This is a genomic window from Duncaniella muris, assembly GCF_003024805.1.
Classification (GTDB): domain Bacteria; phylum Bacteroidota; class Bacteroidia; order Bacteroidales; family Muribaculaceae; genus Duncaniella; species Duncaniella muris.
This window is the reverse complement of sequence record NZ_PUEC01000001.1, coordinates 74864-94980: the sequence shown is the minus strand read 5'-3', so window position 1 is coordinate 94980 and position 20117 is coordinate 74864. Positions and strand designations below refer to the sequence as shown.

General features: G+C 52.4%; 14 protein-coding genes. 9 read left to right on the top strand and 5 right to left on the bottom strand.

The window, feature by feature from the left end:
• Nucleotides 1-14 precede the first annotated feature (14 nt).
• The gene (locus C5O23_RS00370) at nucleotides 15-809 is read right to left on the bottom strand and encodes a gluconate 5-dehydrogenase (RefSeq protein ID WP_107030967.1); all 795 of its coding nucleotides are present in this window, start codon (nucleotides 807-809) and stop codon (nucleotides 15-17) included.
• 291 nt (nucleotides 810-1100) lie between these two features.
• Here C5O23_RS00370 and C5O23_RS00365 point away from each other — a divergent pair, with 291 nt between their 5' ends.
• A complete protein-coding gene (locus C5O23_RS00365; RefSeq protein WP_107030966.1) occupies nucleotides 1101-3116 on the top strand; it encodes a fructose-1,6-bisphosphatase in 2016 nt (671 codons plus the stop codon).
• Between the two features lie 130 nt (nucleotides 3117-3246).
• On the opposite strand, the gene C5O23_RS00360 is transcribed toward C5O23_RS00365, so the two are convergent.
• The 3 genes from C5O23_RS00360 to C5O23_RS00350 form a co-directional block, all read right to left on the bottom strand.
• Nucleotides 3247-5049 carry a chloride channel protein gene (locus C5O23_RS00360; RefSeq protein ID WP_107030965.1) on the bottom strand — a complete coding sequence of 601 codons (1803 nt, stop codon included), beginning with the start codon at nucleotides 5047-5049 and terminating at the stop codon, nucleotides 3247-3249.
• Nucleotides 5050-5071: 22 nt separating this feature from the next.
• Nucleotides 5072-6376, bottom strand: coding sequence for a sugar transferase (locus tag C5O23_RS00355; protein ID WP_133166477.1), 1305 nt, complete (start codon nucleotides 6374-6376; stop codon nucleotides 5072-5074).
• Nucleotides 6377-6474: 98 nt separating this feature from the next.
• A complete protein-coding gene (locus C5O23_RS00350; protein ID WP_205743418.1) occupies nucleotides 6475-7038 on the bottom strand; it encodes an L-threonylcarbamoyladenylate synthase in 564 nt (187 codons plus the stop codon).
• Between the two features lie 276 nt (nucleotides 7039-7314).
• On the opposite strand from C5O23_RS00350, the gene asnA reads away from it, so the two are divergent.
• From asnA to C5O23_RS00315, 8 genes are all read left to right on the top strand, one after another.
• On the top strand, nucleotides 7315-8349 hold the full coding sequence (asnA, locus tag C5O23_RS00345) for an aspartate--ammonia ligase (protein ID WP_107030962.1): 1035 nt from the start codon (nucleotides 7315-7317) through the stop codon (nucleotides 8347-8349).
• 329 nt (nucleotides 8350-8678) lie between these two features.
• Nucleotides 8679-10583, top strand: a complete 1905-nt coding sequence (dnaK, locus tag C5O23_RS00340) for a molecular chaperone DnaK (RefSeq protein WP_107030961.1) — start codon at nucleotides 8679-8681, stop codon at nucleotides 10581-10583.
• A gap of 194 nt (nucleotides 10584-10777) precedes the next feature.
• Complete coding sequence (locus tag C5O23_RS14270) at nucleotides 10778-10930, top strand: hypothetical protein (protein ID WP_161553520.1); 153 nt, start codon at nucleotides 10778-10780, stop codon at nucleotides 10928-10930.
• A 135-nt stretch (nucleotides 10931-11065) separates the two neighbouring features.
• Nucleotides 11066-11422: a hypothetical protein gene (locus C5O23_RS14140; RefSeq protein WP_133166476.1), complete on the top strand. Its 357-nt coding sequence runs from the start codon at nucleotides 11066-11068 to the stop codon at nucleotides 11420-11422.
• Between the two features lie 172 nt (nucleotides 11423-11594).
• The gene (pepT, locus tag C5O23_RS00330; RefSeq protein WP_107030959.1) at nucleotides 11595-12812 is read left to right on the top strand and encodes a peptidase T; all 1218 of its coding nucleotides are present in this window, start codon (nucleotides 11595-11597) and stop codon (nucleotides 12810-12812) included.
• 8 nt (nucleotides 12813-12820) lie between these two features.
• Nucleotides 12821-13747, top strand: coding sequence for a tRNA (adenosine(37)-N6)-dimethylallyltransferase MiaA (miaA, locus tag C5O23_RS00325; protein ID WP_107030958.1), 927 nt, complete (start codon nucleotides 12821-12823; stop codon nucleotides 13745-13747).
• Between the two features lie 54 nt (nucleotides 13748-13801).
• Nucleotides 13802-15463 carry an AMP-binding protein gene (locus tag C5O23_RS00320; protein ID WP_107030957.1) on the top strand — a complete coding sequence of 554 codons (1662 nt, stop codon included), beginning with the start codon at nucleotides 13802-13804 and terminating at the stop codon, nucleotides 15461-15463.
• A gap of 12 nt (nucleotides 15464-15475) precedes the next feature.
• The gene (locus C5O23_RS00315; RefSeq protein ID WP_107030956.1) at nucleotides 15476-17137 is read left to right on the top strand and encodes a putative transporter; all 1662 of its coding nucleotides are present in this window, start codon (nucleotides 15476-15478) and stop codon (nucleotides 17135-17137) included.
• A gap of 348 nt (nucleotides 17138-17485) precedes the next feature.
• Here C5O23_RS00315 and C5O23_RS00310 read toward each other — a convergent pair whose 3' ends face one another.
• Nucleotides 17486-20044, bottom strand: coding sequence for a DUF5686 and carboxypeptidase-like regulatory domain-containing protein (locus tag C5O23_RS00310; RefSeq protein WP_107030955.1), 2559 nt, complete (start codon nucleotides 20042-20044; stop codon nucleotides 17486-17488).
• Nucleotides 20045-20117 lie beyond the last annotated feature (73 nt).

Sequence of the window (20117 nt, the reverse complement as noted above, 5' to 3'; positions counted from 1 at the left end):
CAGACACCAGACTCTTATTTAGGCTGCTTGCCGATGTAAGCGAGAATACCGCCGTCAACGTAGAGAACGTGGCCGTTCACGAAGTTGCTGGCATCTGAAGCGAGGAACACGGCAGGGCCCATCAGATCTTCGGGAGTACCCCAGCGGGCAGCCGGAGTCTTCGAGATGATGAACTGGTCAAAGGGATGACGCGATCCGTCCGGCTGGATTTCGCGGAGAGGTGCAGTCTGGTCAGTGGCAATATAGCCGGGGCCAATGCCGTTGCACTGGATATTGTGTTCGCCGTATTCAGAGCAGATATTGCGGGTCAGCATCTTGAGACCACCCTTTGCGGCAGCATAGGCCGATACAGTCTCACGACCGAGCTCACTCATCATAGAGCAGATGTTGATGATCTTGCCGTGGCCTTTCTTGATCATTCCGGGGATAACAGCCTTGGCGCAGATATAGGGAGCAATGAGGTCTACGTCGACAACGCGGCGGAAGTCTTCTACGTTCATTTCCTCCATCGGAATACGCTTGATGATACCGGCGTTGTTGACAAGAATGTCGATTGTGCCGACGGTTGCCTCTATGTCAGTCACCATAGCTTTGACGGCTTCTTCGTCAGTAACGTCGCAGAGATATCCTTTAGCGTCGATTCCAAGTTCTTTATATGCTTTGAGACCGCGGTCGACAGTTTCCTGGCGCGAACAGTTAAAAACGATTTTAGCCCCTGCTTCGGCATATGCCTGAGCGATAGCAAGACCGATTCCATAGGCTGCGCCGGTCACAAGCGCTACTTTGCCTTCAAGTGAAAAATTTACCATATTAGCGTTGTTTATCTAAGGTTCTATATGATATGTATCTATAAGTTTTTACATGGTTCCGTGAAGAAAATTCGGCGTAAAATTAGCAATTTTAACACGATCCCACAAATTAAAGCACTTAAAACTTCTAAAATCCAAAAAATTGGGACTTCCTGTCATAATAGCTGAACTTTTTTGTCACACCAATGGGACTTTTTCAACTTATTTATGTTACATTTGTAGACACTCACCACTCTCCATTCAACGCAAACAAGGGATAAGAACCGATTCTAAAACCACAACAGCACGACTATGTCGCCAATTGACAGCAAAACCAACGAACGGCAAGTTGAAAATGACCGCCGCATACTCGAACTGCTCGCGCAGACATTTCCGAATATCAGCGCCGCCAGCACCGAAATCATAAATCTTGAAGCCATACTGAACCTGCCGAAAGGCACAGAGCATTTTGTAGCCGACCTCCACGGAGAGCACGAAGCTTTCCGCCACATTCTGAAAAACGCTTCGGGAAACATCAAGCGCAAAGTCACCGACCTCTACGGAACCTCAATGCGCGAAAGCGAGATACGCCAGCTTTGCTCTCTCATCTACTATCCGGAAGAGAAAATGCAGATTGTGCACTCGACAGAGGAGAACATGTATGACTTCTACACCATCACCCTCCATCAGCTCATCAGAGTGTGTCAGAGCGTATCGTCGAAATACACCCGCTCCAAAGTCAGGAAAGCCCTTCCGAAGGAATTTGCCTACATCATCGAAGAGCTTCTCCACGAATCAAGAGGAGAATATGACAAGCAAGGCTATTTCAACCGGATTCTGGAGACAATCGTGTCAACCGGTCAGGCCGACGCATTCATAGTGGCCCTGTGCAAGGTGATCCAGAAACTCAGCATCGACCAGCTTCACATTCTGGGGGATGTCTATGACCGCGGTCCGGGCGCTCATCTGATCATGGACACTCTCTGCCACTACGGCAACTGGGACATACAGTGGGGCAACCATGACATTCTCTGGATGGGCGCGGCGGCCGGAAACAAATGTTGCATCGCCAACGTGATCCGCGTCTCACTCCGCTATGCCAACCTCACCACTCTTGAAGACGGCTACGGAATCAATCTGCTGCCGCTTGCCACAATGGCTATGGAAACCTATGCCGACGATCCATGCATTGAATTCGCTCCGAAAGTCGATGCCGAACAGACCGAGCACCCTGAAAAGGCTCTACGCCTGATGGCCCAGATGCACAAGGCCATAGCCGTAATCCAGTTCAAGCTCGAAGGGGCTATGACGCTGAAACATCCGGAATGGGAAATGACAGGCCGCAATCTGCTCCACCGCATAGATTTCGAAAAAGGCACTGTCAACATCGATGGTAAGGACTATGAAATGTCTGACATGAACTTCCCGACAGTCGATCCGGCAAATCCCTACCGCCTGACAGAGGAAGAGGAGGAACTGATCAACAAACTGCACCATTCATTCACGGTTAGCACCGGACTGAAACGTCACATATCATGCCTGTTCAGTCATGGCTGCATGTATGGCATCTATAATTCAAACCTACTGTTCCATGCCTCCATGCCGCTCAACGCCGACGGCTCTCTCAAAGAAGTCATGGTCAACAGACAGAAATACCGCGGACGCGAGCTCTTCCATCAGATAGGAATGCTCGTGCGTTCAGCTTTCAACGACGATACCCCTCCGGCCGACAAGGACTATGCGCGCGACTATTACTGGTATCTCTGGTGCGGCCCCGACTCCCCGCTTTTCGACAAGAGTAAGATGACCACCTTCGAACGGTATTTCATCAAAGATCCCGAAGCCCACAAAGAGGAAAAAGGCCACTACTACACCCTCCGCCAGAAAGAGGAGGTCTGTGACATGATTCTCGACGAATTCAAGGTTGAAGGCTCACAGCGCCACATTATCAACGGCCACGTGCCCGTGCGCGCCAAAAAGGGAGAAAGTCCCATCAGGGCCAACGGCAAGCTGATGGTGATCGACGGAGGTTTCGCCAAAGCCTACCACAAGACCACCGGAATAGCCGGCTATACGCTGATCTACCACAGCAGCAACTTCGAACTGGTAGAGCACGAACCGTTCATCTCCGAAGAAGAAGCCATCAGGAGCGGCACAGACATTGTACGCTCAACCAAAATGGTCGAGCAGACCTCGCAGCGCATCCGTGTGCGCGACACCGACAAGGGAAAGATACTCCAGAGCCAGATCGATGAGCTGACCGAACTTCTCTATGCTTTCCGCCACGGCATCATCAAGGAAAGCAATGCTGGGAAGATAGTCCTCTGACACCGTGGGCCGCCCGACCTCAGACCGGGACATTACGGCAACACATATATAGCACAGGAGCCGGATTAATCTGCAATCCGGCTCCTGACTTATATATACATATATTATTAGAACTCTCAACAAAATTTCATCAATCCTCCGAATAGTGGCGCAGCACACGGCGGTAGGAGTTGAAAATTTTTGATTTCGACACAAACCCCACGTATCGACCTTCTTCAACCACCGGCAGATTCCATGCGCCGGTAGCGTCAAAAGTCTTCATGACAGTCTCCATGCTCTGCCCAACTTCGACCTTGGCCGGAGGGATTGACATGAACTGATTGACATACATGCGCTTGTAGAGATCAGGCCGGAACATGATGTTGCGGATTTCATCAAGGATCACCACTCCGAGCAGCTTTCCGTCATCGCCAATGACCGGAAACAGATTGCGCGATGAGCGTGAGATGGCATTAACCATCTCCTTGAGGTTCATGTCAGGCCGGACTGCCACAAAGTCAGTCTCTATGACATTGTCGATCTTGAGCAGTGTCAACACAGCCTTGTCCTTGTGGTGAGTGATCAGTTTGCCTTCATGGGCAAGACGCATGGTGTAGATACTGTAAGGCTCGAAAAACTTGATAGTGCCGTAGGAAATCGCCGAGACAATCAGCAGGGGCAGAAACAGTTCATAGCCTCCGGTCAGCTCGGCCGTAAGGAAGATACCCATCAGCGGGGCATGCATGACACCTGACATGACACCTGCCATACCCATCAGCGCAAAGTTCTTGGTCGACAGATCCAGACCGAAGACCGTATTGATGAAATAGGCGAAAAAGAATCCTGCCATACATCCTACATAGAGCGATGGGGCGAAGGTGCCGCCGACACCGCCGCCACCGTTTGTGGCCGAGGTGGCGAATGATTTCAGAAGGACAAGCGCGGCGATAAAGCCGAGAATCCACCAGACAGACCCTCTGTCTTTGTAGAAGATCGAGCCGTTGACAATCGACTCCGTGTTGCCGCTGAGAAGGTCGATGATCGACGAATAACCCTCGCCGTAGAGCGGCGGAAACAGAAAGACGAGGAGCGCCACTACAGAGCCTCCCACCAGCATTTTCCGCCACGGAGTGCCGAGTTTTCTGAACAGCCCCTCCATCATGTTCATCGACCGCGTGAAATAGAGCGACACAAATCCGAGAAACAGACCGAGAAGAATGACATAGGGTATTCTTCCGGTCACAAACGGCTCGCTCTGAAGAAAGAAGAATTCTGCATCATAGCCAGTTGCGACATAGGCCACCGTTGCGGCCGTTATCGACGCTATCAACAGAGGCATCACCGAGACCGTGGTCAGATCGAGCATCAGAACCTCCAGAGTGAAAAGCATACCGGCAATCGGAGCCTTAAAAATGCCGGCGATACCTGCTGCGGCTCCGCAGCCCACAAGGATCATCAGAATCCGTGGCGACAGCCGGAACACACGTCCGAGATTCGAACCGATTGCCGCTCCGGTATAGACTATAGGGCCCTCGGCTCCAACCGATCCGCCGAATCCGATGGTGATCGAACTGGCGATTACGGATGAATACATATTGTGGCGCTTCAGGCGCGACTTGTTCTGCGAAATGGCATAAAGCACTCTTGTGACACCGTGGGATATATTGTCACGGACCACATATCTGACAAACAGCATGGTCAGAAGAATTCCGACTGCCGGATAGATCAGATACAGCAGACTGCCTTCGTCGATATTGATGTTGGACGTCAGCGCGTGGCTTATCAGATGGATCAGCGTTTTCAGCACAAGAGCCGCCACTCCGGCCAGAATGCCGACCAGCAACGCCAGTATGATGACAAACGTCTTTTCCTTTATATGACGCTCGCGCCACATCAGAAACACCATGAAGGCATCCTGAAAGCTTTTTGCTATGGATGTGAAAAACAGTTTCATTTCTTTCCTTTTTTACCTTGTCTCAGAGACCCTCGCCCCTTATGACTGTGCGTAATGTATAAAACAGTATCTTGAGGTCCAGCGAGAGAGAAAGATTCTGGATATAGAGAAGATCATATTTCAGCCGTAAAAGCATCTCTTCGACTGTCGACGCATAGCCGAATTTTACCATGCCGAGCGAAGTCAGTCCGGGTCTTACCTGGTGGAGAAGAGTGCAGTACGGAGCGGCCTCGCGCATCTGGCTTAGAAAAAACTCCCGCTCAGGGCGCGGCCCGACAAGCGACATGTCGCCCCGCAGCACATTCCAGAGGTTAGGCAGCTCGTCAAGACGATATTTCCTCATAAAACGCCCTATGCGTGTTATTCTCGGATCATCTTCCGCCGACAATGCCGGACCGTTCACTTCGGCATCCGCCTTCATCGAACGCAGCTTGTAGATTCTGAACGGAATGCGGTGATAGCCGATACGTTCCTGCGAATATATGGCCGGACCTTTCGAGCCGACTTTCACCAGAAAAGCAAGCACAAGCATCACCGGCAGCGACACAATCAGCCCGATGACTGATAAAGCCACATCAAGACTGCGCTTGACTGCTACAGTCGAGTCGGGAAGCGTAAGTCTCGAAATATCCATCAGCGGCTCTGACATGAGGTTTTCATACACCACCTTTGAAGTCAGCAGGCGGTAATCATCGGCCGAAACTATTATCGGGCAATCAAGAAGATAGAGCTCACATATTATCTTCAGCAGCCTGTCCTGCGGCAGCGATGAAAGCGACAGCAGAAAGCCGTCTGCGTCATGTTTCTTCAGCTGTCGGCCGAAATAACCATGAGTACAATGGCTATCGGCGGAGGAGCAACCGAAGCTATCAAACGGGATTGTGGCGACAACCTCCTTGCGGCAGCTGTCCGCGTCACGTATCAGGCGCTCATCGCCGGTTCTGTCACAGAGCATCAGCAATCTCTGACGGTCATGATGACTGGCAGACGATGATTTTATGAGAGTGGTAAGCAGCAGGCGTGTGCCATAGGCCGTCACAAACAGGCATCCAAAAAGAATCAGCAGCAGTTCATAGTTGTGGATACGGCGCGGCAAAACGTCATTGAGCAGCACAACCATGAAGAAGATCACCGACCCGATGGCCACACAGCAGAGCGTATTGAGAAACTCTCTGATTCTCGACTTGTATGCCACATTGACATAGTATCCCGACACACAATACAGCCCCAGCATCAACGCCGGAAACAGCGCCAGCGTCAGCCGCGAGCCGGGAGTATTGACAAAAGCCCAGAACCCGGAATAGGTATTGTGCAGAGGACCGATCATAACAAATCGGGCCAGAGTGAACAAAAGCACTCCGGCGAGAGTCGACAAATAATCGGCGCCGACATAACAGGTCCTCAGTATCCGGCTCCTCTTCGATTTCACGGCCGTATTACTGTGACGGAGCCGTCTGGCTCTATTTTCATTATTCTTGACGGCAACGCCGCGCTGACATCATCGCGCCGGGCCTCGACCACATAATCAGCAGCATCGAGGATCTCCTCGGAAATCTCGCCAAACAAAGCCGGCGCCGGGCAACCGCTGATATTGGCCGATGTAGAGACCAGCGGACGGCCAAGGCCTCGGCATATCGCAGCCGAGACAGCCTCGGAAGTCAGCCTGATGCCCACACTCCCGTCATCTGCTATCAATTCCGGAGCAAGTCCCTTGGCACCCGGATAGATAACGGTGGTCGGACGCCGGCTCTCTCCTATCAGCTTCATGGCCGCAGAAAAATCTGACGATGTATAGCGCGCCACATCCTCTCCATCGGCCACCAGCGTGATCAAAGCCTTGGAATCGGCCCGCCGCTTGATTTCAAAAACCCTGCGCACGGCCTCGGAATTACAGGCATCGCAGCCTATACCCCACACTGTGTCTGTAGGATAGACAATGATTCCGCCTTTGCGGAGCACGGCAACAGCCGAAGAAATATCTTTAGCCAGATCTGTCATTGCACTGGAGTGATTGAAACGTTTATGTATGCAAATTTAATCTATTTCTTTCTATTACACCACTTATATATAAACTAATTCCAAAAAATATCTTCGCCAGCACCTTTGCCACGACAAGTCCGACAGTGGTAAAATGCAGCTTAAATTTGACCATTTTTATCATTTTGATAATAAAATTACAATTTTAATTGCAATTTGCTTGCAAATTCAAAAAATTGCCATTACCTTTGCCACATATCAATAAAACCTCAGCAAAACATTCACCCCATGCCACTTATCATCCCCAAGAAATATCATCGCAAACTGCTTCCGGAAACAACCGAAGTAGCGATCAAAATGGTCAAAGACACCTTCCAGACCATCTTCGCCCGCGAGCTCAGACTGCGCCGAGTGACCGCCCCGCTCTTCCTTCTGACAGGCACAGGCCTCAACGACAATCTCAACGGCGTGGAAGAAGCCGTCTCATTCACCATCGACGCGATGGGAGGCCGCAAAGCCGAAGTGGTCCACTCGCTGGCCAAATGGAAACGTTACAAACTCGGAGCCTATGACATAGCCCCCGGCTACGGCCTCTATACCGACATGAACGCCATCCGCACATTCGAGGATCTTGACAACATCCACTCGCTCTACGTCGACCAGTGGGACTGGGAAAAAACCATCCGCAAGGAAGACCGCACACTTGACTATCTGAAAAAGACCGTAAGAACCATCTACAAAACCCTTCTTGAAGTCGAACAGACAGTCTACGAGAAATTTCCGCATATCACCCCCGTCCTCCCGCCGGACATCACTTTTGTCCATGCCGAAGAGCTGGCCCGTCTTTACCCCGACAAAACTCCGCGCGAACGCGAAACCATCTTCGCCCGCGAACACGGCGCTATATTTATAATAGGTATAGGAGCTCCTCTGAGCGACGGACAGCCCCACGACGGACGCTCGCCCGACTACGATGACTGGATCAGCCTCAACGAAGAAGGCTATCAGGGCCTCAACGGTGACATCATACTCTGGAACCCCGTGCTTGACATACCCTTTGAAATCTCCTCAATGGGCATCCGCGTAAGCCCCGAATCACTGCGCGAACAGCTCAAACTCCGCGAATGCCCCGAACGCTCATCTCTGACATTCCACAGACTTCTCCTCGAAGGAAAGCTCCCATATTCAATCGGAGGCGGCATAGGCCAGAGCCGCCTGTGCATGTTCCTCCTCCACAAAGCACACATCGGTGAAGTCCAAGCATCAATATGGCCTGAAGATCAGATCAAAGCATGTGCCGATGCAGGCATCGAACTGCTCTGACCCAGACACCGGTTTACACATAACAACCTATATATTATAAACTAACCCCAACATCCCTTTTTTACACATAGTTCTGCGGTCTGCCTATACGAGTCTGTCGTATTGGCAGACCGTGTCAGTTTTCATGTCACAACAATCCTCACACCAAAATCAGTATCCGTCAGTACCTTACGCCTGCCACAACCTTTTTGGCACAAAATTTGTTACATTATTGGATGTCGAACCGGAAAACCAAGCCGTATACAACCATCCCCAGGCTCCACATTCCGAAATCCGACAGAAACAACAGACAAATCAAAAAAAACAAAAAATAAAAAATTATAATCATTATGGGAAAAATTATCGGTATTGACCTTGGAACAACCAACTCCTGCGTTTCAGTCCTTGAAGGCAACGACCCCGTCGTTATTCCTAACAGCGAAGGCCGCAACACAACCCCTTCAATTGTAGCATTCGTTGACGGTGGCGAACGTAAAGTCGGTGACCCCGCAAAACGTCAGGCCATCACCAACCCTAAACGCACCATCAACTCCATCAAGCGTTTCATGGGTGAAACCTACGATCAGGTTGAAAAAGAAATCGAGCGCGTGCCCTACAAAGTGGTCCGCAGCGACAACAACACCCCGCGTGTCGACATCGACGGCCGCGAATACACCCCCCAGGAAATCTCGGCAATGATTCTTCAGAAAATGAAGAAAACCGCTGAAGACTACCTCGGACAGGCAGTGACTGAAGCAGTCATCACAGTGCCCGCCTACTTCAACGACTCTCAGCGTCAGGCAACCAAAGAAGCCGGCGAGATCGCAGGCCTCACTGTAAAGCGTATCGTAAATGAACCTACCGCCGCAGCCCTCGCCTACGGCCTTGACAAATCAGACAAAGACCAGAAGATCGCAGTCTTCGACCTTGGCGGCGGTACATTCGATATCTCGATCCTCGAACTTGGCGACGGCGTGTTTGAAGTTAAATCAACCAACGGTGACACCCACCTCGGCGGTGACGACTTCGACCACGTGATCATCGACTGGCTCGCCAACGAATTCGAAAAAGAAGAAGGCATCGACCTGCGTAAAGACGCAATGGCCCTCCAGCGCCTCAAAGAAGCCGCCGAGAAAGCCAAGATCGAACTTTCGTCAACCACCTCTACTGAAATCAACCTCCCCTATATCACTGCCACAGCCACCGGTCCCAAACACCTCGTCAAGACCCTCACCCGCGCGCAGTTCGAACAGCTCGCCGACAAACTCATCCAGGCAACCATCAAGCCTTGCGAACAGGCCCTTAAGGATGCCGGCATGACAGCAAAAGACATCGACGAAGTCATCCTTGTAGGCGGTTCAACCCGTATCCCCGCAATCCAGCAGGTAGTAGAGAAATTCTTCGGCAAAGCACCCTCAAAGGGCGTAAACCCCGACGAAGTAGTGGCAGTCGGCGCAGCCATCCAGGGCGGTGTGCTCTCAGGCGACGTAAAAGACGTTCTTCTTCTTGACGTTGTGCCTCTGTCAATCGGCATCGAGACCCTCGGCGGCGTAATGACCAAGATGATCGAAGCCAACACCACCATTCCTACCCGCAAGAGCGAAACATTCTCCACCGCCGCTGACAACCAGCCCTCGGTTGAGATCCACGTCCTTCAGGGCGAACGTCCTATGGCCAAAGACGACAAGACACTCGGCAAATTCCACCTCGACGGAATCGCACCTGCACCCCGCGGCATCCCCCAGATCGAAGTCACCTTCGAAGTCGACGCCAACGGCATCCTCAACGTATCAGCCAAGGATAAAGCAACCGGCAAAGAACAGAGCATCCGTATCGAAGCCTCAAGCGGCCTGACCGACTCAGAAATCGAACGCATGAAGAAAGAAGCCGAAGCCAACGCCGCAGCTGACGCCAAGGAAAAAGAAAAAATCGACAAGCTCAACCACGCCGACACCGTGATATTCCAGACCGAAAAGCAGCTTCAGGAACTCGGCGACAAGATCCCTGCAGACAAGAAAGCCCAGATCGACAACGCCCTCAACAAGCTCAAAGAAGCCCACAAGGCCCAGGACATCGCAGCCATCGACTCTGCCATAACCGAAATCCAGAACACCTTCGGAGCCATCCAGCAGGAAATCCTCAATGCCCAGCAGGCAGCCGGAGGCGCACAGGCAGGTCCTAACCCCGGAGCCTCACAGGCAGGCAACCCCGGCGAAGGCCACGTCGACGACGTAGAATTTGAGGAAGTGAAATAAGGTCAACAACCATCCCTGATAACCGAAGAGTGCGGTCCCGAAATCGGACCGCACTCTTTTTTTCAACCCCAATCGGCTAACCATCCACACTTTTTTCGTACCTTTGGGCTAAACAATCAACCCTATCGATATGTCTGAAAAACAAATGAACAACTATCGGCTTACATCAATGGAGGAAGCCGGGAGACGAACGTATGGCTCAGATAATGCGCGAAGTCGCCGAAGACGCCCGTGAAAGCACCCGCCGGGCTGCCGAGCGTGTGGCTGCCGGGATTGAGGCGGCTACACAGACAGCTCAAGAAAAATGGGGCGATGCCATAAACAGAATAAAGAATGGCAACAAGTAATCATCGCCCTGTCCTGATTGTGATTGCCGGCCCTAACAGAGAATCTAAAGACTGTAAATCAAACAAATAAACCCATCCTATAACACAATATTCTCTGTCCACAAAAATTAGATCAATTTATCATAACTACCTAATATGAAAAAAATCTTATATCTCCTGCCATTAATCCTATTTGCTTTAGCCATAACTTCGTGTACTCTGAAGAAGCAAGTTTCAGTAAAAGAGTATTATCCTCCAACAACGGGACAAATTCCTATTATTCATACAAATCAGCCTTTGCCTCAGAACATTTATCGCATAGGGTCAATTGTAGTAGGAGAGAACGGCTTAACCCCCGATGGGAAATGCACCTATGAAGCTTGTATGCAAGTTATTGAAAAAGAAAGCAGAAAGGTGGGAGCGCAACTTGTATATCTTGTTAAAGTTAAAGAGCCTGATATTTCCAGCACCTGTTATAACATTACGGCAGAATTATACAGATATTCAGAATGACAATATATTTGCTTCCTATCTAATTCGGGACAATGTGAACATCGCCGGTGCCGGTCACGTCTTCCCTACCAAATACACTGAAAACCACTTTCCGTATTCCATTTTTTTGTAGTACCTTTGCACCGCAAAAACTCAAGCTTATAATCTTACCACAATAATCTCACAAAACGCCATGACAGTTGTTGACCGTTTTCTGGACTACGTCAAATTCGACACTCAGAGTGACGAACTGACCAACATGACCCCATCAACCCCCGGACAGATGATCTTCGCGCAGCATCTTGAAAAAGAACTCCGCGCAATGGGTCTCGACGACATTATTCTTGATGACAACGGCTATCTGATGGCAACGCTCAAAGGCAACGTTGACAAGCAGGTTCCCACAGTCGGCTTCATCGCCCACCTCGACACATCGCCTGACATGAGCGGAAAACACGTGGCTCCGCGCATAGTCGAAAACTACGACGGCAATGACATAGTACTCAACGCCGCCAAAGGAATCGTGCTCGAAACCGCCAAATTCCCCGAACTGCTCGACTACAAAGGTCAGGACCTCATCGTGACCGACGGCAACACCCTCCTCGGAGCCGATGACAAAGCCGGAATCGCCGAAATAATCACAGCCGTTGACTACCTCATCAAACACCCTGAAATCAAACACGGCGACATCCGCATAGCCTTCAACCCCGATGAAGAAATCGGCCAGGGAGCACATAAATTCGATGTCAGCCTCTTCAACGCCGACTGGGCCTACACTATGGACGGCGGCGAGATCGGCGAACTCGAATTCGAAAACTTCAACGCAGCCGTAGCCAAAGTAACCTTCAAAGGCCGCAACGTGCATCCCGGCTACGCCAAACACAAGATGCTCAACTCCATCCGCGTCGCCAACCAGTTCGCCATCATGCTCCCCCGCTGGGAGACTCCCGAACACACCGAAGGCTACGAAGGCTTCTACCACCTGATCTCGATTGAAGGTACCGTAGAAGAAACCGTCCTCACCTACATCATCCGCGACCACGACCGCGACCGCTTCGAACGTCGCAAAAAAGAGCTCGAACACCTCACACGCAAAATCAACAACGAATTCCCCAACTGCGTCTCTATCGAAATCAAAGACCAGTACTTCAACATGCGTGAGAAGATCGAACCCGTAATGCACATCGTCGACACTGCCATCCAGGCGATGAAAAACGTAGGTGTAGTCCCCAAAGTACAGCCCATCCGCGGCGGCACAGACGGCGCACAGCTTTCATTCAAAGGGCTCCCCTGTCCCAACATCTTCGCCGGAGGCCTCAACTTCCACGGACGTTATGAATTCGTGCCCATCCCCTCGATGGAAAAAGCCACTCAGGTCATCATCGAGATAGCCCGTCTTGTAGCCGAATAAGCAGCAGATTGAAAACACTCGTAATAGTCACAGGCCCGACCGCAAGCGGAAAGACCTCACTCGCAATAGAGCTGGCGCAGGCGCTCGACACGGAAATCGTGTCGGCCGACTCGCGCCAGCTTTTCCACGACCTCCCCATCGGGACAGCCGCACCGACAGCCGCCCAACTCGCAGCCGTGACCCATCACCTCGTCGGCACCCTTGATCTCACCGACTACTACTCGGCCGCCCGTTTCGAGGAAGACGCCCTCCGCATCCTCTCAGAAATCTGGCTCCACAGCGACTACGCCGTCATGTGCGGAGGCTCAATGATGTATATCGACGCCGTCACCAACGGAATCGACCAACTCCCCACCATCTCCCCGCAGATCCGCGCCGAAGTCATGGACCTGTATGAAAAAGGAGGCCTCCCCGCACTTCATGAACACCTGCGCCGGCTCGACCCCGCCTACCTCGACAAAGCCGACCCCTCAAACCACCGCCGCCTCATCCACGCCATCGAAATCACCCTCCAGGCCGGAGTCCCCGCCTCCACCCTGCTCACCGGCAACCGCAAGCAGCGCCCGTTCCGCATCATCAAGATAGCCGTCGGCTGGGAGCGGGCCGAACTCTTCGACCGCATCAACAGGCGCGTCGACGCCATGATAGCCGAAGGCTTCGAGCAGGAAGCCCGCCGCGTCTATCCCCAGCGCCACCTAAACTCGCTCAACACCGTAGGCTACAAAGAACTCTTCGCCATGTTCGACGGCACTATGGACCGCGAGACAGCAATAGCCCGCATAGCCAAAAACACCCGCGTTTACGCAAAAAAACAGCTCCTCTGGCTCTCGAAAGATCCTGACGTCCGCATTCTCGACCCGCATAAACCACTGTGCCCGCAAGCGTTAAGATTTATTAAAGAAAATAGCACTGCCAAAATGGCCGATAATTCCTAAATTTGTACCAAATTTCCCCTAAATTCAATCTATCACACCCCATACTTCAGAATAATGAAAGATCGCGAAAGCCTCAACCTATATTTCCAGGACGCAATCCGTGACAACTGGGACCTCCCCGCCCTTACCGACTTCGGCGGTGCCACCCTGACCTACAAGGACGTAGCCCGCAAAATAGCCAAACTCCACCTCCTCTACCAGGAGAGCGGAATCCGTCCGGGCGACAAAGTAGTACTTTGTGCCAAGAACAGCTCCATGTGGTGCGTGGCTTTCATCGGCACCCTCACCTACGGCGCCGTCATAGTTCCCATTCTCGCCGACTTCAAAGCCGACAACATCCAGCATCTTATCAACCACAGCGATGCCCGCCTGGCCATAATCGACGAGAACATCTGGGAAGACCTCAACCCCGACGGCATGCGCACCCTCCTCGGCGCAATCTCAGTCCGCGACTTCTCGATGCTCCACAGCAACGACGAAAAACTCCTCCACGCCCGCGGGCACCTCAACGAAATCTTCGGCCGCCGCTACCCCGACCGCTTCACCCCTGAAGACGTCGTCTACCACATTGACACCAAAGAAGAACTCTGCCTCATCAGCTACACCTCCGGATCCACCGGCTTCTCAAAAGGAGTCATGCTTCCCTACCGCAGCCTGTGGTCCAACGTGCAGTTCTGCATCGAGAACATACCCACCGGTCCTGGCGACGGAGTGGTCTGCATGCTCCCCCTGGCCCACATGTACGGTCTCACAATCGACATGCTCCGCCCATTCATCTGCGGCAACCACATCCACATCCTCACCCGCACACCCTCGCCGCGCATCATCATGGAAGCCTTCGCCAAGGTCCACCCGCGCTACATCGTCACCGTGCCCCTGATCATCGAGAAGATCATCCGCACCCGCGTCTTCCCGATGCTTGAAAAGCCCCTCATGAAACTCATGCTCATGGTGCCATATGTAGATGAAAAGCTCCTCGGCAAAATCAAAGACCGCCTCACCGAAACCTTCGGCGGCAACGTGCAGGAAATCATCATCGGAGGTGCCGGCCTCAACCGCGACGTCGAAAAATTCCTCCGCCGCATAAACTTCCCCTACACCGTAGGCTACGGCATGACCGAATGCGGGCCCCTCATCTCCTACTCGCCCTCCAGCGAAAACCGCATGGCATCATGCGGACGCATCGTAGACCGCGTAGAAGCACGCATCGACTCCACTGACAGCGCCGTCAAACCAGGCATTCTCCACGTCAAAGGCGAAAACGTAATGCTCGGCTACTACAAAAATCCTGAAGCCACCGAAGCCTGCATGAGCGAAGACGGATGGCTCTCCACCGGCGACATCTGCAACCTCGACAGCGACGGATTCCTCTACATCCGCGGACGCGACAAAAACATGATCCTCGGACCCTCCGGCCAGAACATCTACCCCGAAGAAATCGAAGACAAACTCAACAACCTATCCTACGTAGCCGAATCGCTCATCATCGACGGAGGCGACGGACGCCTCGTAGCCCTCATCTACCCCGACATCGAAAGCCTCACATCCCAGGGCCTCGACAACGACGGAATCATGGGCATAATGGAGGAAAACATCAAAACTCTCAACTCCAGCCTCCCGGCCTATTCCCAGGTACAGCGCTTCAAACTCATGAGCGAAGAATTCGAAAAAACGCCCAAACGCTCCATCAAACGCTACCTCTATCAGTCAAAATAAACTGGTCAGCACATGCAATGGTTTTCAGACCTCTTCATGAGCCACACGACACTCCAGGCGGTGATCATTATCTCAGTGATCATCGCCTTTGGCCTTGCCTTAGGTAAAATCCGCGTCTGGGGCATATCACTCGGTGTCACATTCGTATTTTTCGCCGGAATCCTCGCAGGCCACATCGGGCTCTCAATAGACCCCACCATCCTGCACTACACCGAAAACCTCGGCCTTGTGCTCTTCGTCTACGAACTCGGCCTGAAAGTCGGTCCGGGCTTCTTCAGCTCATTCCGCAAAGGAGGTCTCGAACTCAACATGCTCGGCCTCGGAGTCCTCGCCATAGGCACCCTCATGGCCGTCCTCTGCACCCTTTGCCTCGGCATACCCATCGGAGAAGCCACCGGACTCCTCTGCGGAGCCACCACCAACACCCCCGCACTCGGCGCCGCCCAGCAGGCCCTCGAACAGGTAGGCCGCTCAGCCAGCGGAGCCGCCCTCAGCTGCGCCGTCACCTACCCACTCGGAGTAGTCGGAGTAATCCTCGCCATCATAGCCCTTCGCGGCTTCCTCCGCCGCTCCGGTGCCCCGCTCACCCCTCCGCAGGAAGAACCTGACGGCACATTCATAGCCGAATTCCAGGTCTGCAACCCCGCCATCTACGGTATGTCGGTCCGCGAAATCTCAGCAGTCTCCAAAACCAGATTCGTCATCTCCCGCCTCTGGCGCGACCATGACGTAAGCCTCCCTGACTCAGCCACAATCCTCCTCAAAGACGACCACCTGCTCGTCATCACCACCCCTGAAGACGCCGCAAAACTGAAAGTCCTCTTCGGCAAACAGGAAGCCCGTGACTGGAACAAGAAAGACATCGACTGGAACTCCATCGACAACCAGCTCATCTCGCGCCGCATCATCGTCAGCCGACCCTCTATCAACGGCAAAAAACTCGGCTCGCTGCGCCTGCGCAACCAATACCACATCAACATCAGCCGAATCAGCCGCAGCGGACTCCACCTGCTCGCCACACCCGAACTCGTCCTCCAGCTCGGTGACATACTCAACGTAGTCGGAAGTGCCGCCGACATCGAAAAAGTCGAACAGATCCTCGGCAACACCGAAATCAAACTCAAAGACCCCAACCTCGGAGCCATCTTCATCGGCATAGTCCTCGGACTCGTCATCGGCTCCATACCTATCATGATCCCCGGCATCTCCACCCCCATAAAACTCGGACTCGCCGGAGGCCCCATCATCGTAGGCATACTCATTGGACGCTTCGGCCCGCAGTTCCGCCTCGTCACCTACACCACCCGAAGCGCCAACCTCATGCTACGCGGCATCGGCCTCTCGCTCTACCTCGCCTGCCTCGGACTCGAAGCCGGAGCACACTTCATTGACACCATCATGCGCCCCGAAGGCCTCGTCTGGATTCTCCTCGGCTTCCTCATAACCATAATCCCCGTACTCATAATGGGAGCCATAGCCATGAAATTCTGCCGCCTCGACTTCGGACTCACCTGCGGAATGCTCTGCGGAAGTATGGCCAACCCGATGGCCCTCAACTACGCCAATGACATCATCCCAGGCGACTATGCAACCGTAAGCTACGCCACCGTCTACCCCCTCTCAATGTTCTGCCGCGTCATCATCGCCCAGCTCATAATCCTCTGCCTGATCTGAGGAAAGTAAACAACAAAGAAAATCCGGTGCATTTGGCATCACCGGATTCAGAAAACTCATCAGGCAGGGGACAGTGAATCGCTCAGACAGGATGCAGACAACTGTCCCGGTCACGCTGTGCATGCTGAGGCCGGATGGGCGTCCGGAGGACGCAGATTTACTCGTAGCCCGTGACACCGCAGCGCAAAGCGCGCAGGTGTCACGGGTTTGCAATCCCCCCGGCATCTGGTGTCCGGTCGAGGACACCGATTTACCGCTCCGGATGGAGTGCACTGACAGACTGTTGTATATTGCAGAACTTCTTTCCGATATAGATTTTGAAATGCGGATTTATGTTCATCCCGGTTCTCAAAAAGAAAAATGGAAAGTAAACCTCAGACCCTGCTTGCAGGCTCCGGGGTTATCGCGGTAAGTCAGGCGCCAGGTATAATCCACACGGAAAACCTTCAACAGATTGTCAAGACCCACACCCACCTCCATATAAGGAGTATCAGACATCAGCTGCGTATTGTTGATCTCCGGAAAACCATAAAGATCCGGATTTAACCAAGGCTTGTTGCGGTCACTCAGATGGCCCCAGACACCCTTGAACATAAACGCCTCGCGCAACTTAAGCCGTTTGATGATCGGAATATAGTTAAGAATCAACCCGTTGGCCCAATAGGTCAGATCCCACTGCGCGTAAGAATCATTGATGAACTCCATCGGATTCATACACGAAAACAGGTCAGGTATAATCAGATATGACAGATTGGCCCCCGGAATCAGCAGCCCCGGATAAGGAGTGCGCGACCACACATGGCCTCCCTTAAGCGTCATGTCGACATAACCGAAAGCCGAAAGCCATATGCGCTTGAAAAACGAAGCCTCCGTCACATTCAGAGCAAACGGATTACCCATGAACCCCTTCGGAGCATAGGTGTGTGAAATAACCATCTCCGGAGCATCGAAATTGATGCGGGTGCGTCCCGTAGTCAGCTGATAGAACTTCTCGCCCGGAGCATAGCGCAACTGCAGGCGGAACGAATTCATAGTGTAATGCCTGAAATTCTCGCCGTAGCCGTTGACGAAAGTCATAAACGGAGTGGAATACTGCCGCTCCTGCTGAATCCGCGCCTCAAGCGAGAAATGCTGCTCTGTCTCAAGAATATACTCAAGCTTGCTTACACGATGATAGGTCATCTGGCGGTCAGGCAGACGGCTCACCGAAAGGAAGAAATTATCAGCATTGTGCACACTCGATATCTGGCCCAGGCGGTCGAGATCATATAACTGCGTGGCCCTCAGGGAATGTATCGGGAACTCACGCGAATGATAATTTTTGTCACGGAACGAATACTCCAGCTCCGCCTTATACTTCCACTTGTGGTCTCTGAAACCATAAGCCCCGTAGCCGCGGGCAAACCACCGGCGCGAAAGATTGGCCGTAGTCATGCCGCCCGCTCTCAGGCGCAGACCTTCCACAGAGTTATAGGACACGAGCGAAGTCATCGGCCCGATATCGAAATATGACTTCTTGGCCGTCGGCACATAGCCCGACACGAGAACCTTGACCACCTTCTCAGTCCAGTAGAACAGAGGCACCTGCCTCATGCGTTCCATCATCTTCTCGATTCCGTTGACACCCTGGGCAATCTCCGCCTTGCGGTTCTCCTCCCAGAAATCCTGACCGCGATACTCCGCGCCTGGGGCATAGATCTGGGCCACTCCGCGCTTGAAAATCGACGCATCAGGTGCCGGATCGAAATTATGACTGTCATAGACCGTCTGACGCCGGCCGTAGAGACCGCCTGAACCCGGAACCACGCTCGCTTCGAGAATCATGTCGTCCTTGGTCTTCAGACGCGACCCGTCAGGAGCCTTCTCATAATCCTGGCTGATGACAAGACCGTTGATGAAATTGAGATTTATGTCGTGAGGCACACGCAACACAATTCTCTTTATAAACATGGTCGTATCGCCAACAGGCACATAAAAACGCCCCGTGAACCCCATCGTGCTCGGATTGCGCGGCACGAACGTAAGCTCCACACAGCGCGTGGTGTCGACAAAAACCGTATCCGTAAGATAAAATTTATAGAAATCAGGCGCGATTCTTGACAGCGGCGACACAAAGCGGGTCTGCATCAGCACGATATCATTGTCATAGACATCCACCTCGCGCAACACATCCTCATAAAACGTCTGCATACTCTGCTTGTCAAGCATCTCGTCGATACCCGATGAACGCAGCCCCGTGACGAACTCCTTCTCCCCTTTAGGCTCCTTCCGGTAATGCACCGATGACAGTTTTTCTCTCAGAGCCACATTCAGAATCGGTTTGCCCGAAACCTCTGATGTGTCGATATACTCCTTGACAAAAGAAAACATCTTGTCAAAGCCGCGCTTGGCCGAATCATTGAACTGATAGTCATTCAGAGCCAGCGATATACGCTCGTACTTATTATAATTGTAATTGTCGTGGCGACGCGGATCGTTCTGATCCTGCGTGTGGCGTATTTTCTCCATGAAAGCCACAGCCGGATTATTCTTTTTCGAATAATGCTCCCGCCTGGGCTTGGCAATCACCTCACCAAGCAGCACACCAGTCGACACCAGATCAATGTCAACCTGCACATTATCGCCCCTGTTCCTTGCGCCGACAGCTTTTGTAGTATATCCGAGTGATGAAGCCATCACACTGTCAAAAGGCAGCGTGGTCACTATAGTGTAACGGCCGTTGTCATCCGTCAGAACGCCTCGGTCAGTACCTTTGAGCAGTACAGACGCATATGGTATCGGCTCGCGGGTCAGCGAATCGCGCACCACTCCACGCACTGTCACATTACGGCCGAATGCTGAAAAAGAAATCAGGATTACGCTTACACAAAATATGATGATGCGCATGAGCGCACACAATTTGGTCATGGAAAATTGTTGCAAATAGTTACAATCTTTTTTAATTTTGCAAAATTACGCATAAATGCGTAGATAATTGCTA

Bases quoted from the DNA above. Each gene is read 5' to 3' on its own strand.
- C5O23_RS00355 (WP_133166477.1), bottom strand. From the start codon at position 6,376: ATGATCGGTCCTCTGCACAATACCTATTCCGGGTTCTGGGCTTTTGTC.
- C5O23_RS00365 (WP_107030966.1), top strand. From the start codon at position 1,101: ATGTCGCCAATTGACAGCAAAACCAACGAACGGCAAGTTGAAAATGAC.
- C5O23_RS00310 (WP_107030955.1), bottom strand. From the start codon at position 20,044: ATGACCAAATTGTGTGCGCTCATGCGCATCATCATATTTTGTGTAAGC.
- asnA (WP_107030962.1), top strand. From the start codon at position 7,315: ATGCCACTTATCATCCCCAAGAAATATCATCGCAAACTGCTTCCGGAA.
- C5O23_RS14140 (WP_133166476.1), top strand. From the start codon at position 11,066: ATGAAAAAAATCTTATATCTCCTGCCATTAATCCTATTTGCTTTAGCC.
- C5O23_RS00370 (WP_107030967.1), bottom strand. From the start codon at position 809: ATGGTAAATTTTTCACTTGAAGGCAAAGTAGCGCTTGTGACCGGCGCA.
- C5O23_RS00360 (WP_107030965.1), bottom strand. From the start codon at position 5,049: ATGAAACTGTTTTTCACATCCATAGCAAAAAGCTTTCAGGATGCCTTC.
- C5O23_RS00320 (WP_107030957.1), top strand. From the start codon at position 13,802: ATGAAAGATCGCGAAAGCCTCAACCTATATTTCCAGGACGCAATCCGT.
- pepT (WP_107030959.1), top strand. From the start codon at position 11,595: ATGACAGTTGTTGACCGTTTTCTGGACTACGTCAAATTCGACACTCAG.
- C5O23_RS14270 (WP_161553520.1), top strand. From the start codon at position 10,778: ATGGCTCAGATAATGCGCGAAGTCGCCGAAGACGCCCGTGAAAGCACC.
- C5O23_RS00315 (WP_107030956.1), top strand. From the start codon at position 15,476: ATGCAATGGTTTTCAGACCTCTTCATGAGCCACACGACACTCCAGGCG.
- dnaK (WP_107030961.1), top strand. From the start codon at position 8,679: ATGGGAAAAATTATCGGTATTGACCTTGGAACAACCAACTCCTGCGTT.